The organism is Candidatus Alcyoniella australis (assembly GCA_030765605.1).
In the GTDB taxonomy this organism is placed as follows: Bacteria; Lernaellota; Lernaellaia; order JAVCCG01; family Alcyoniellaceae; genus Alcyoniella; species Alcyoniella australis.
In genome coordinates, this window is sequence record JAVCCG010000017.1 from 65678 (window position 1) to 80027 (window position 14350).

8 protein-coding genes are annotated in these 14350 nt (G+C 64.1%); 2 read left to right on the forward strand and 6 right to left on the reverse strand.

Going from position 1 to position 14350, the window contains the following annotated elements; all coding sequences use genetic code 11:
• Positions 1-11 precede the first annotated feature (11 nt).
• The 6 genes from selA to P9M14_01775 form a co-directional block, all read right to left on the reverse strand.
• Positions 12-1409: an L-seryl-tRNA(Sec) selenium transferase gene (gene selA / locus P9M14_01750; protein MDP8254450.1), complete on the reverse strand. Its 1398-nt coding sequence runs from the start codon at positions 1407-1409 to the stop codon at positions 12-14.
• A gap of 70 nt (positions 1410-1479) precedes the next feature.
• Positions 1480-4719 carry a carbamoyl-phosphate synthase large subunit gene (carB, locus tag P9M14_01755; GenBank protein ID MDP8254451.1) on the reverse strand — a complete coding sequence of 1080 codons (3240 nt, stop codon included), beginning with the start codon at positions 4717-4719 and terminating at the stop codon, positions 1480-1482.
• A 559-nt stretch (positions 4720-5278) separates the two neighbouring features.
• Positions 5279-6400 (reverse strand): DegT/DnrJ/EryC1/StrS family aminotransferase, encoded by a 1122-nt coding sequence (locus P9M14_01760; protein ID MDP8254452.1) that lies wholly within the window; start codon positions 6398-6400, stop codon positions 5279-5281.
• Positions 6401-6403: 3 nt separating this feature from the next.
• Positions 6404-8152 carry a CocE/NonD family hydrolase gene (locus P9M14_01765; protein ID MDP8254453.1) on the reverse strand — a complete coding sequence of 583 codons (1749 nt, stop codon included), beginning with the start codon at positions 8150-8152 and terminating at the stop codon, positions 6404-6406.
• Positions 8152-9405, reverse strand: coding sequence for a hypothetical protein (locus P9M14_01770; GenBank protein ID MDP8254454.1), 1254 nt, complete (start codon positions 9403-9405; stop codon positions 8152-8154). The genes P9M14_01765 and P9M14_01770 overlap by 1 nt, the downstream gene beginning before the upstream one ends.
• A 15-nt stretch (positions 9406-9420) precedes the next feature.
• On the reverse strand, positions 9421-9969 hold the full coding sequence (locus tag P9M14_01775) for a DUF2914 domain-containing protein (protein MDP8254455.1): 549 nt from the start codon (positions 9967-9969) through the stop codon (positions 9421-9423).
• A 96-nt stretch (positions 9970-10065) separates the two neighbouring features.
• Between P9M14_01775 and P9M14_01780 the strand changes: the two genes are divergently transcribed.
• Together P9M14_01780 and P9M14_01785 are read left to right on the forward strand one after the other, a co-directional pair.
• Positions 10066-12018 carry a prolyl oligopeptidase family serine peptidase gene (locus tag P9M14_01780; protein ID MDP8254456.1) on the forward strand — a complete coding sequence of 651 codons (1953 nt, stop codon included), beginning with the start codon at positions 10066-10068 and terminating at the stop codon, positions 12016-12018.
• A gap of 116 nt (positions 12019-12134) precedes the next feature.
• Complete coding sequence (locus P9M14_01785; GenBank protein MDP8254457.1) at positions 12135-14339, forward strand: CRTAC1 family protein; 2205 nt, start codon at positions 12135-12137, stop codon at positions 14337-14339.
• Positions 14340-14350: the final 11 nt, after the last annotated feature.

Genomic DNA, 14350 nt, shown 5'->3' on the forward strand with positions numbered 1-14350 from the left:
GATGGTTCCATCTAAGCCTCAAATCTGAGCGCCGCAATCAGCGCCAGCGCCGCGGGCTCGAGCTCGTGCGGCTCTAGGGTGCGCGGATCGAGCAGCAGCCGTTCGCGGCTGATGCGCGCGATCAACGGTGGATCGCCACGGCGCAGCCTTGCGGCCAGCTCGTCCACCGAAACCGCGAGCGGCTCGATCGCCACAGCGCGGGTCGGCAGTTCGATCAACGGCAGCGCGCCGCCCCCGGCGCGACTGGTCTCGTCGACGATCTCGAGCTTGGCCGCGCCCTGCGGCAGCGACGCCAGTAGCTCGACCAACCGTGCGGCGCGCTGTTGCAACTGCGTTGGATCGATGGTCAGGGCAGCCAGGGTCGGCACCTCGCGTATCGCGGTTTGCGGGTCGAGCGAGAGCCGCAGGGTCGCCTCCAGAGCGGCCAGGGTCATCTTGTCCAGGCGCAGAGCGCGCGCCAGCGGATGGCGCTTGCAGCGCGCGATCAGTTCGGACTTGCCCGCCAGGATCCCGGCCTGCGGTCCGCCGAGCAGCTTGTCGCCCGAGAACGTGACCAGGTCCACGCCCTCGTCGAGCACTTGGCGCGCGGTGGGCTCGTCGCCCAATCCCCACTGCGCGAGGTCGATCAGGCAGCCCGAGCCCAGGTCCTCGACCAGCGGCAGGCCGTGTTCGCGGCCAAGCGCTGTCAGTTCGCCGCGCGAGACCTCTTGGGTAAAGCCGACGATGCGGTAGTTGCTGGTGTGCGCGCGCAGCAGCAGCGCAGTGTCCGGGCCGATGGCCTGTCGGTAGTCGCTCAGGTGGGTCTTGTTGGTCGAACCGACCTCGACCATCTGGGCGCCAGAGGCGGCCATCACTTCTGGAATGCGGAACGATCCGCCGATCTCGACCAGCTGCCCGCGGCTGACGATCACCTGTTTGTCGCCGGCCAACGCAGCCAGGGCCAAAAGCACCGCGCCGGCGTTGTTGTTCACGGCGAACGCGTCCTGCGCACCCGTGGCCTCGATCAGCAGCTCGCGCACCAGATCGTGGCGCGAACCGCGCTCGCCGCGCTCCAGGTCGTACTCCAGGGTCGAGTAGCTCACTGCGCAACGCTGCGCAGCCCGGGCCGCCTCGGCGGCCAAACGGCTGCGGCCCAGGTTGGTGTGAAGCACGATTCCCGTGGCGTTGAGCACCGGCTCGAGGCGCGGCCGCAATCTACGTTGCAGCTCGCCGGACACCAGCTGGGGCCAGCTCGCGGACTGGGGCGGCCCTGCGCCCTGGATGATAGCCTGCCGTACACGCTCCACGGCTGAGCGTGCCGCGGCCCCCACGTGGGTCCGGCCGTGTTTCTCGATCAGGCCCTTGACCGGCTCGAGTTCGAGCAGCGCTCCCACCTGGGGCAGGCTGCGCAACGCATCTTTAGCAGTCATTGAACACCCGTATGCATCAAATATCGCTATCTTGGATTATCGGCGAGCCGCCAGTGGAAGGCAAACGGGATCAGAGCGCCTCATAATACTCCTGCAGCGAGCGGATCTCCCACTCGCCGGCCGCGTTGGATTCGATGGCGGCCAATGCGGCGCGGGCCTCGGGAGCGGTGGTGAAGTAGGGTATGCGATGCTCCAGGGCCGTGCGGCGGATGGTGTAGCTGTCGGCCAGGGGGCGCGAGCCGGTTACGGTGTTGATTACCAGCTGCACCTCGCCGTTGACCATCATGTCGGCGATGTGCGGCCGACCCTCCTGCACCTTGAACACCGGCATGACCATGACTCCGGCCGCGTCCAGCGCTGCGGCCGTGCCGCGGGTCGAGAGGATCTCGAAGCCCAGGGCGATCAGTCTGCGCGCCACGTCGACCATCGCCGGCTTGTCGCGGTCGCGTACGCTGATGAACACCTTGCCCGAGCGCGGCAGCTTGTTGTCGGCCGAGACCTGGCTTTTGGCGAACGCCTGGCCGAAATCGCGGGCGATGCCCATTACCTCGCCGGTCGATTTCATCTCGGGTCCGAGGATCGTATCGACGCCCGGGAACTTGATGAACGGGTAGACCGCCTCTTTGACCGTGATGTGCGGGGTGCGCACCTCTTGGGTGAAGCCGATCTGTTCGAGGGTCATACCGGCCATCACCTTGGTGGCGATCTTGGCCAGCGGCTTGCCGATCGACTTGCTGACGAACGGCACCGTGCGACTGGCGCGCGGGTTGACCTCGAGGATGTAGATTTGGCCGTCCATCACCGCCATCTGGATGTTGAGCAGCCCGATTACCCCCAGCTCCAGGGCCAGGGCAGCGGTCTGGCTGCGGATCCCGTCGAGTAGCTCCGGCGCCAGGCTCACCGCGGGCAGCGAGCACGAACTGTCGCCCGAGTGCACTCCGGCCTGCTCGATCTGCTCCATGATCCCGCCGATGGTCACGCGCGTGCCGTCGCAGACCGCGTCGACGTCGATCTCGATGGCGTTGTCCAGGAACTTGTCGATCAGCACCGGATGCTCGGGGCTGGCCTGGACCGCGTGGCGCATGTAGCGCCGCAGGCTCTCCGCGTCGTAGACAATCTCCATCGCGCGGCCGCCGAGCACATAGCTGGGGCGCACCACCACCGGGTAGCCAATGCGCTCGGCCGCGTCCAGCGCCTGCTGCTCGTTGGTGGCGATGCCGTTGTCGGGCTGGGTCAGCCCCAACTCGTACAGCAGATGCTGGAAGCGTTCGCGGTCCTCGGCGCGGTCAATGGCGTCGGGCGAGGTGCCGAGGATTTTAACTCCTGCGCGCTCCAGCGGCACCGCGAGCTTGAGCGGGGTTTGGCCGCCGAACTGGACGATCACGCCCTCGGGCTTCTCGACGTCCACGATGTTCATCACGTCTTCAAAGGTCAGCGGCTCGAAGTACAGCCGGTCCGAGGTGTCGTAGTCGGTGGACACGGTCTCGGGGTTGCAGTTGACCATGATCGTCTCGAACCCCAGTTCCTTGAGCGCGCACGCCGCGTGCACGCAGCAGTAGTCGAACTCGATCCCCTGGCCGATGCGGTTGGGGCCGCCGCCGAGGATCATCACCTTGCGCGCCTTGCTCGGCCGCGCCTCGCACTCGGACTCGTAGCACGAGTAAAAGTAGGGCGTGTGCGCCTCGAACTCCGCGCCGCAGGTGTCGACCATCTTAAACGTGGCGTGTATGCCGCGGCTCAATCGATGCTCGCGTACTTCGACCTGGGTCTTGCCGCTGATCTGCGCCAGGTAGTGGTCGGAAAAGCCCAACCGCTTGGCCTCGCGCAAACGCTCGTCGGCCAGCGCCTCGAGCCCGCCGTCGCTGATCGCCGCGGCCAGCTCGCGTTCCATGGCGAGGAGCGGCTCGATGCTGTGCAAAAACCAAGGGTCCACGCCGCTGATTTCGTAGATCTGTTGGGGCGAGATGCCCATGCGCAGCGCCTCGCAGATGTACCACAGCCGGTTCCAGCACGGTTTGCGCAGCTTCTGCTTGAGACCCTCGGGGTCGATCAGCCGTCCGTCCTGCACAAAGGCGTTGGGCTGTTCGAGGCTGAAGCGGCCGTTCTCAAGGCTGCGGATCGCCTTGCCCAGAGCCTCCTTGAACGTGCGGCCGATGCTCATCGCCTCGCCCACGGACTTCATCTGGGTGGTCAGCGTCTTGTCAGCGGCCGGGAACTTCTCGAAGTCAAAGCGCGGGATTTTGACCACGCAGTAGTCGATGGTCGGCTCGAAGCTCGCGGGCGTGGTGCGCGTAATGTCGTTGGGGATCTCGGGCAGTGTCAGGCCCACGGCGAGCTTGGCCGCGATCTTGGCGATGGGGAACCCGGTGGCTTTGGAGGCCAGGGCCGACGAGCGGCTGACGCGCGGGTTCATCTCGATCACCACCATCCGCCCGCTGCGCGGATTGACCGCGAACTGGATGTTGCTGCCGCCGGTCTCCACGCCGATTTCGCGGATGATCGCCAGCGACGCGTCGCGCATCAACTGGTATTCCTTGTCGGTCAGGGTCTGGGCCGGGGCCACGGTGATCGAATCGCCGGTGTGTACGCCCATCGGATCGAGGTTCTCGATCGAGCAGATGATTACCACGTTGTCGGCCAGATCGCGCATCACCTCCAGTTCGTACTCTTTCCAGCCCAGCAGCGATTGCTCGATCAGCACCTGGCCGTAGGGGCTCATCGACAGCCCCCACTTGACGTATTCCTCGTATTCCTGGGGGTTGTAGGCCACGTTGCCGCCGGTGCCGCCCAGGGTGAAACTGGGGCGGATGATCGCCGGGTAGCCGATCTGCTGCACGAACTCCTGGGCCTGCCTAAGCGTGGTAATGGTGGCCGAGATCGGCAGGTCCAGGCCGATGCGCTCCATCGCCTGCTTGAACAGCTCGCGGTCCTCGGCCATCTTGATCGACTCGAGCTTGGCGCCAATCAGCTCCACGCCGTAGCGCTCGAGCAAGCCGCTTTCAGCGACCTCGACCGCGGTGTTCAGCCCGGTCTGGCCGCCCATGGTCGGCAGCAGCGCGTCGGGGCGGTCGCGGGCGATGATTCGTTCGACCACCTCGGCGGTGATCGGCTCGATGTAGGTGCGGTCGGCGATCTCCGGGTCGGTCATGATCGTCGCCGGATTGGAGTTGAGCAGCACTACTTCGTAGCCCTCGGCGCGCAGCGCCTTGCAGGCCTGGGTGCCCGAGTAGTCGAACTCGCAGGCTTGGCCGATTACGATCGGCCCGGACCCAATGATCATGATGCGCTTGATGTCGGTTCGTTTGGGCACCCTGCAGTTCTCCCGCCGCCCGCTGACGCGGGCCGTCATGCTTACCAATAATCCGGGTTTGCAATGGAGCGCCGGACCTGTCCGGCCCAGATTTGCCAAAGCATAGGGAAAGGGGTCGCGCCAGTCAACGCCGGTTGGTTACTGTTTCGCCGTGGACTACTAGGCTAGTGGAAAAGATCGAGAAATCGATCTTTATGTGTAGGCTCGCCGGGGGCACCTTTGAGGTGCCAGCAAAACTCGCGCATAAAGGTTGGTTTTTAACAACGACCAATCCCGCGTCGCGGAGAGCATCGTTGGACAATGATTATGGTCGCTCGCGTGCCTTGCTGCAGCTCATAGCTGCCTCGCGGGGTGTTCGAAATTTATTTTGAGGTGGGCTGCGTGCTTTTCCACGCGTATGTCGAAGAAAACGTGCGTGGAGAACCTTGTTCGGCTGACATGCTGACTGTTGAGGGTCGCGGATACTGTCAAAGGCGGCATGCACTCCGACATTAATAAATTTCGTTCCAATGCCCCGCGAGCGCTTACTAATATTGTTTAAACAAACAATATTCCCCCGCTACACCACCGCCCGGACCTGTTCGATGACGTACTCGACCTGGGGCTGGGTCAGGTCGGGATAGAGCGGCAAGGCGATGGAGCGCGCGCCGATCGACTCGGCGACCAGGAAGTCACTGGGCTGATACCCCAGCTCTTGGCGCAGGTAGGTGTGCAGATGCAGCGGTCGGAAGAACACGCCCGTGCCCACGCCGCGTTCGCCCAGTTGCTGGATGATCTCGTGACGGCGCGAGGCTTCGACCCAGATCGTGAACAGGTTGCGCGCGCTTTTCGAGCCGGGCCGAACTCGCGGAAAGTAGACGTTCTCGATCCGGTCGAACGCCTTTTCGTAGCGCTTGCAGATTTCGTCGCGCCGCGACCATAACTCCTCAATGCGCCGCAGTTGCGGCAACAGCAGCGCCGCGCGCAGGTCGTCCATCTCGCTGTCGAATCCCAAGGCGTCGATGTCGCAGGGCATGTGCAGACAGTCGCATCGATCGGCCTGCGTTTCGCTGACGCTGAGATTGCGCAGCCGCCTGAGGCGCTGGGCCAGGTCCGAATCATTTAGCACGATCGCGGCGCCTTGGCCCGCGCTGATGTTGGCAGTGGAGTGGAACCCCAGGCAGGCCGCGTCGGAAAGCTGGCCGGGACGGACCCCCTCGCGGCGGCCCTCCAGGCAATGCGAGGCGTCTTCGATAAGCAGTAGGTGCGAACGGTCGGCGATCTCGCGCAGCATGGCCATGTCGGCCATCTGACCATAGAGGTGCATCGGCACGATCGCCTTGGTCTGCGGCGTGATCGAGGCTTCGATCCGTTCGGCGTTGATGTTGCCGGTATCGGGCTCAACATCCACGAACGCGGGTTTGGCGCCGGCGTGCATGATCGCGCTCACGGTTTCCAGCGGGCTCAGCGGCGAGAGGATCACCTCGTGGTCGCGGCCCACGTCCAGTGCGTGTAGCGCGAGCGTTATCGCATTCGTATTGTTGTTGACGGCCACACAGTGGCGCACGCCGAGCACCTGAGCCAGTCCGCTTTCCAGCCGCGTCACGCGATCGCTGCTGCACAGCAGTGGCCGCTGCAGCGCATCCATCGCTTGCTCGATCTCGTCGTGTCCCAAACAGTGACGGTAAAGCTCGATCTTCATGGCTTAAACGGAGCCTCCACAGCAGCTTTGGTTTCGGTCATGCTCGTCCGGGGGTTGCCCGTCCGCGTCATCATCATCGTCGCCCGCAGTGTCGTCGTCATCATTATCGTAATCGTCGTCGCCCGCCGGCTCCCAGGGGAATTCGCCGATCACCGGCAGGCGTAGGGTGGTCTGATCGCCGAAGACGATCGTGTTGGTCTGATCCAGCGGCAATCCGATTTCGCCCGGCGTGAGGCCTGGATTGATAGCGAAGAACGGCGATTCGGAGCTGGAGATCAGCACGCCGATGCGATGGCCGGTGTTGAACGCGTGGCTGGTCGACCACAGGTCGATTGTAAGCTGCGCCGCCTCGCCGGGAACCAGCGCGAGCTGTTGTTCGAATCCCTGGCGGAAGCGCGCGCGCAGGATGCCGTTGACGATCAGGATCATTCGGCCGTCGGGATAGAGGTCGACCAGGTAGGCGGTGACGTCGGTGTCCGCACGGTCGCTGATCAGCTCCACGTTGAGCAGTACTTTGCCCGTGACCTCCACCGGCTGGGGCAGCGGCTCGCTCTGGAAGTACAGCACGTCGTCGCGCTCAAGGTAGCTTGTCAGGTCGCAGGGCCCGGACAGTGCGCTCATTGAGCGGCCGCAGCGGGTGGGCAGCGGATCGTCCGGGTCGAACAGGTAGCTCAGGGTGCCCTCCGCAGGCGGATCGATCGACAGCGCGGCGTCAACGGTCGGGTAGAGCTTGACCTCGTGCTGTCCCGGCGGCGGCCAGCTCTCGCCGTACTGCCAGCTGTTGCCCGGCGCGTCGGGGTCGCTCACATCGCCCATGGTGTAGTAGCTCACCGCCGGCCAGTTGAACCCGTCCAACGTGCCCTCCAACGCCCGGTCGAGGAAGTCGTCCAGCGGATCCTTGCGCGGCGGTTTGTAGCAGCGCCGAGCGTTTTCCGGGAAGGTCAGCTCGCCTATGGTGTTCAGGCCGAAGGTGGCGTGGGTCCAGGGGCCGATCACCAGGTACTGTTGCTCGGCGCCCGCATGGCTGAAGATCTCGAATCCGCGGATCGCGCCCTCGGAGAAGAAGTCGTACCAGCCGCCAAAGTGGAACGCCGGGCTTTCCAGGTACGGTTCGCGCGTAGCCAGGTCGACCTGCTCCCAGTACTCGTCGTATGCCGGATGGGCCAGCATCTCGGGCAGGCGGAACAGGCTGCCCTGGCCCTGAAGCCAGCCGGTGATGTCGCCCTCGCGCAGCACGCCGCCCTGGAGAAAGCCGATGTGATAAAGCGTGGGCGAGGCCGCGGCCATCACCTGACCAGCCAGCTGATCCGAGGCCGCGCCGGAGAGCATGTATTGCAGAATCGCCAGGCCCGAGTAGCCCTGGCCGACGATCGTGCCGTTGTACCAGGGCATCAGCTCGACGGCGTGCACCGTGTCCAGGCCGTCGCGCAGCTCGCCCCAGCCGTCGCAGCGAAACACGCAGTCCAAGCCCTGGGATGCGCCGCGGCCGCGGGCGTCCTGAATCACCACCGCGCGGCCCTCGTCGGCCAGCGCTCCGTAAGTGACCATCTGCAGCTTGTCGTAGGGTGTGCGCAACAACAGCGTGGGCAGGCGGTCGCCCAGTTGGTAGCCGCCGGGCAGGTAGATATCCGTGGCTAGATTGACGCTGTCGCGCATCGGCCACGAGAGGGGAAAGTAGAGGAACGCTTGGGCCGCCGCGGGCAGCAGCAGCGCCAGAGCCACGATCACCGCACACGCCGTTGACCTGCGCATCAGTCGAACCAGTAGCTCGTGCCCAGCACGATGCTGGTCGAGATGCCGTTTACCGCGACCTTGTCCCCCGCGGGATTCACCGTGTCGCCGTTGCCCAGGTTGAGCAGCAGGCCCAAGCTGGTGTAGGTGCGGTTGGTGCGATAGCCGCCCTGCATAGTCAATCCGATCCAGTGCACCTTGAGGATTCCGGTGTCCGCGAGCTCATAGGGGTCCGGCGCCGCGGAGCGGTTGGTGTAGGCGCCCGCGGCTACGGTGTAGCGCTCACGGATTAGGAACTCCATACCCGCATTATAGTTGATCACCTGCAGCAGCGCTGCGTTTCCCGGCTGCTGAGTACCCGTGGCCAGGGTCAACAGGTTCTGCGCCGCGAAGTAGCTCAGATCGAGGCTCAGCGTGATCCACGGCCGAGGCATCATCGCCGTACCGAGCACCACGGTGAACGGAAAGGCGGTCTCGGCCTTAAGCGAGTTGACGATTTTGGAGCGGCCGCTTCGTTGCAAATGATCGGTGTGGGTCACGACCTTGGTGAATCCCGAGCGGTAGAGCGGCAAGCCCTGGCGCAGGCAGATCCCGATCCGCCACCATTCAAAGGGCCGGAATTGTGCGCCCAGGTGCGGGACCAAGCCGTGGTTGGTGGTCTTGAGTTGGAACACCCGGTCGTCGTAGCCGCCGGCGTCGTAGTCTACGTAGGTCGCGCTGTTGGCCTCCTTGCGGTCGTAAAAGTAGAAAAGCGACAGCCCCAGCGAGACGTGTTCGGCGACTCTGATCGAGTAGCCCGGCCCCAGCAGGTAGGTGCGCTGGGCTTGGCGCAGATCGAGGTTGACCTCGGCCGGTTCCCCCTGCCAGCTCGCGTTGGACAGGGTCAGGTCGGCGTCGATGTTCTCGTTGCTCGCCACCAGGGTCGAGAACCCGATGACTCCCGGGCCCAGGCGTCTGATCGCCGCGCCGCCGGTGGGATAGAAGTTGAGCGATCCCAGCCGCAACCGCTCGCCGCCGGAGTAGTCCGAGATCTCCACCAGCTTGCTTTCCAGCGCGCGTCCCGAGAGGCTGAAGCTGTCGTAGTCGGCCTCGATCGGCCCGGCCGGGTTGTAGTACCAACCCGAGGGATCGGCCGACAGCGCGCAATAGGCTCCGCCCAGACCGAAGGCCCGCTGCCCCTGCACCACGTTGAAGTAGTTGAATAGCTGCGCACGCGCCGGCGCGGCCCATCCCAGGACGAGCAGCGCCGAGAGCAGCAGCAGGCTTCGACGCATTGCGCCCGCCGTGCTCTACTCGACCGTGAATTCGGCCTGGCCCAGCAGGCCGTTTTGAGCGTCGATCACCTCGACGCGCCAACGTCCGGTCTGCGAGGGTGCGATCGTCTTGTACGAGTAGGTGCGGAACGGCGTGCTGCGGATCTCGAGTGCGATGCGCGAGACCGGCTGATCCTCGTAGTACCAGACGTGGGTCACGCTGGTGGGCTCGACGAACGGCTCGAGGGCCACGCGCGAGAGGCAGTAGACACGGCCCACATCCGCGGCAAAGACCTCGGAGGGGCTCACGGCCTCGTGATCCTCCACGCCTAGGCAGAACACGAGCTGCACCGAACGTTCCAACAACGTTTCTTGCTGGGGTGCCGCCGCAGTCGGCAAGGCCGCGGGTGCCGGTGTGGGCGTGGGAGTAGGCGTGGGAGTGGGAGTAGGAGTAGGAGTAGGAGTAGGAGTGGGAGTAGGAGTAGGCGTGGGAGTAATCGGCCCCGGATCCTGTCCCTGTTGGGCCGCCGCGGGCAGGGCCGTGAGCAGCACGAATAGCAGGCAGATCAGCAGGCTGAGCCTCATGACGTTATCTCCTTCATAATTTTCCGGTGTGGACAGGATCGACGGCCAATCTATAGGATGGTGCGTTTCATGTCCACGCGCTTTGGAGGTGCTTCGATGTCGATATCCAGACTGACAACTCTGGTGCTGGTCGCGTTCCTTATAGCGTGTCCAACGCTGTGTGCGGCCCAGGACGACGGGTTCGCAAACTACCTGCAGATCAGCTATGCCCGGGGCGGATCGCTCTCGCCCGAGGGCTCGCGGCTCGTCTATCTGGACAACGGCGGCGGCACGTATCAGGTCTACCTGCGCGACCTGACGGCTGACCAGAGCGCGCCCCCGCGGCAGCTCACCGACTTTGCCGAGCCGGTTGAGTTCGCCGTGTATTTGCCGACCCGGGAGCGGGTGCTGATCGGATCATCCGTAGGCGGCAACGAGCGCACCCAGTTGCTGCTGCTCGACCCGGCCACGGGCGAATACGAGGCGTTGACCAGCGCGCCGGAGGTGATCCACCGTTTCGGCTGCTTCAGCCGCGACGGCCGCTACATCGCTTACGCTGCCAATGCGCGTGATCAGGCCCACTTCGACATCTATGTGATGGACATGAACACGCGCGAGGCGCGCCGAGTTTTGACCCGCGACGGATACAACGACGCCGAGAGCTTCTCTCCCGACGGCAAACAGCTGGTCGTCAGCTCCTGGGAGAGCAACTACGACAACAATCTGTACCTACTGGATCTAGGCGACGGCGAGATGCGGCTGCTCACCAAGCACGTGGGCTGGGCGACCTACGAGTACCCGCGTTTCGACCGCAAGGGTAAGCATCTGTGGTTGACCTCCAACTACAGCCAAAACTTCAACAACCCGGCGCGAATCAAACTTCGCAACGGCAAACTGCGCTTCGAGCGGTTGATCAACCGCGAGACCGAGGCCCTGGTGCTCTCCGAGGACCCGCAACGCCTGGCCTACGTGATCAACGACGACGGCTACTCGATGCTGATGCTTTGGGACCCCAAGGGCTGGCGCGAGCTGGAGCTGCCGCAGATCCCGCGCGGCGTGATCCGCAACCTCTCGATCAGCCCCGACGGCACCAAGCTGGCATTCTCGCTCTCGTCGCCGACCCTGCCCAGCAGCGTGTTCGTGGTCGATATCGAGGCGCGCAACCTGCGGATGGTCAGCGTGCCGAATTTCGCGGGCATCGACCCGACGGGATTCGTCGAACCTGAATTGATTAAATACCAATCGGCCGACGGCAAGAGCGTCCCGGCGTTTCTCTACGTACCTCCCGGCGTCAAGGCCGACGGCTCCAACCCGGCGTTGATCTATGCCCACGGCGGTCCCGAGGGCCAGGAGCGGCCGGACTTCGGCATCACCTTTCAGTATTTCCTCTCGCGCGGCTACCTGATCTTCGCCCCCAATCCGCGGGGCTCCGCGGGCTACGGCAAGCTCTACATTCATGCCGACGACAAGGATAAGCGGCCGGCCGCGGTGGCCGACTACGCCTGGGGCGCCAAGTGGCTGGTCGAGAACAACTGGGCTGATCAAAGCAAGATCGGGATCTACGGCGGCTCCTACGGCGGCTACGTGGTGATGGCCATGCTCGCCCAGTTCCCGCAGACCTGCGCCGCCGGGGTGAGCTTTGTGGGCATCTCCAACCTGGTGAGCTTTTTGCAAAACACCGGCGCCTGGCGACGGGCGATCCGCGAGGCGGAGTACGGCTCACTTGAGTTCGACCTGGAGCTGCTGCAGCGCATCAGTCCGATCAACAAAGTCGAGCTGATCAGCTCGCCGCTGATGGTGATCCAGGGCGCCAACGATCCGCGCGTGCCGCAGCAGGAGGCCGACCAGATCGTGGCCGCGTTGCGTGCGCGCAACGTGCCGGTGGAATATCTGCTCTACGCCGACGAGGGGCACGGCTTGGCCAAACGCAAGAACCGGCTCGAGGCCTATCCCAAGATGGGCGCGTTTTTCGACCTCTATCTGCGCGGGATCCAGCCTGAGCCCGAAAAACAGACTGAGCAGAACGCAACGGACGAAGACGGGGAGCAGCCGCCTGCGACCGAGCAATAACGGGTCGTGGCCGGGCTTGCACGCATTTATGCTCACAGGTAGCCTCTAGCCTGGATAATCCGGGTCGACCTTGCCCAAGAAGGTCACGGGGATAAACAAGTAAACGGAGATCGAAGATGAAGCGCTGGATATTTATGGCGATGCTGCTGGCGACCCTGGCCCTTGTGTTTACCATCGGCGGCGGTTGCAGCTGCAGCGGCGATGATGACGACGACGACGACGATGATGACGATGACGATGACAACCAAGGCGATGTGCCCGACGAGGCGTTTCAGGAGATCTGCGGCGAGCGCGACTGGCTTGATACCTTGCAGCCGACCGAGCTGGTCTACGACTCGGGCAACGAGTTCGGCAACGACGGCCGCCTGCATTACGACCTGGCCGAGGGCGACGTGGCCGCGGTGCACTTTATTCCCGAGCACTCGCTGTGGATCAAGAAGCTCCGCGTGCACTTCACCGGCGAGGGGGGGCCGATCCGGGTCCACGTCTATGAGGGGTACGGCCGCTCGCGTCCGAACACCGACGTCGACCTGACCGAACCGATCGAGCAGGATATCGAAACCGACGCCGGATGGGTCGAGATCGACATCAGCGACCGCCAGCTGGTGGTGCTGCCCTCGAACCACTTCTGGGTCGGTTACGAGCACGTCAACGAGCAGCCCTACATCAGCATGGACAACGGCGTGGACAACGATTCGACCCACAGCCTGATCCGCATCGAGGCCGCGCAGCACGATATCAGCCCCTTCGATTGGATCGGCCTGGGCGACGTGGCGTTTATGATCCAGGTTACGGGCGACTACTTCTGCGAACTGGATATCAACGAGCGCCAGTTCACCAACGTCAGCGAGCAGGCCGGACTCTCCGAGCTCTCGGCTGTGCGCATCAACTGGGGCGACGTCAACAACGATGGCTGGGACGACATGCTCCTGCATCGTCTGGGCTATATCGACGAAACCGCCAATCTGCTGCTCAACAATCAGGACGGTACGTTCGAGAACGTCACCGACGATTCGGACCTCGACGGCCACTACGCGAGCTTCGGCGGCCTGGCCGATTTTGACAACGACGGCAACCTCGATGTGTACCTCGGGGTCAACGTACCCAATGAGGACGCCGATCCGCCGGACAACGGCGCGCGTTCGCTGATCATGCTCGGCGACGGCGAGGGCGGATTCACTGAAGTCGCGGGCAACGGCGTGGACCTCGAAGCCTCGACGTCCGCGGCCTCCATCGCCGACTACGACGCCGACGGCGACCTCGACATTTACGTGGGCAACTGGCTGGTCAAGTACCCCTCTCCGGCGTGCTGGTCCGACTTCATTTTTAACGGCAAGGGCAACGGCAAGTTCGATGAGACCTCCGCCGCGACCGGCATCGCCGTCCTTGAGGCGCGTCCGAGCTACGGCGTGACTTGGGTCGACTTCGACATGGACAACGACATGGACATCTCGGTCGCCAACTACGGCCGCGTCGACAACTTCCTGCTCGAAAACAAGAACGGACACTTCACCGACGTCGCGCCCCAAGTCGAGCTCGACCGCCAGGGCGTGGGCACCGGCGGCAACACCTTCGGCACCGACTGGGGCGACGCCAACAACGACGGCTACTTCGATACCTACCAGGCCGAGATCGCCCACCCGCGCTACCAGCCCAGCTCGGACATCGGCTCGATGATGTTCGGAATGGGCCCGGACGAGGACTGGCTGTTCCAGAATGTTACCGAAGCCGCCGGGATCTTCTACGACGAGGGGCAGGTCGACCCCAGCTGGGTCGACTACAACAACGACGGCCGCCTCGATTTCGCGCTCAGCGTGCTCTACACGTTGCAATACTTCCGGCTCTACCGCCAGGAAGAGGACGGTACGTTCACCGACGTGACCTACATCACCGGCACCGAGATTCTGGACACCAACAACAACGCCTGGGCCGACTTTGACAACGACGGCGACATGGACCTGATGAACATGGACCGCCGTTCCGGCGGGCACGCCAACCTGTTCCGCAACGACATCGGCAACGAGCTGAACTGGCTCGAGATCAGCCTGCGCGGCACCGACTCCAACCGCATGGCCGTGGGCGCGCGGGTCGAGATTTCCAGCCCGAGCATCGAGTACCAGGTGCGCTACGTGCAGGCGGGCAAGGGACACGCCTGTAGCCAGCATTCGGCGCGGCTGCACTTCGGCCTGAACACCGACGATGTGGTGCAGATCCTGACCGTCTACTGGCCCTCGGGATTGGAAGAGGAGTTCGGCGAGATCCCGGCCAACAGCTGGATCAAGATCACGGAGGGCGACGACGACTACGAGGTCGTGCAGTAACTTCGATCAGC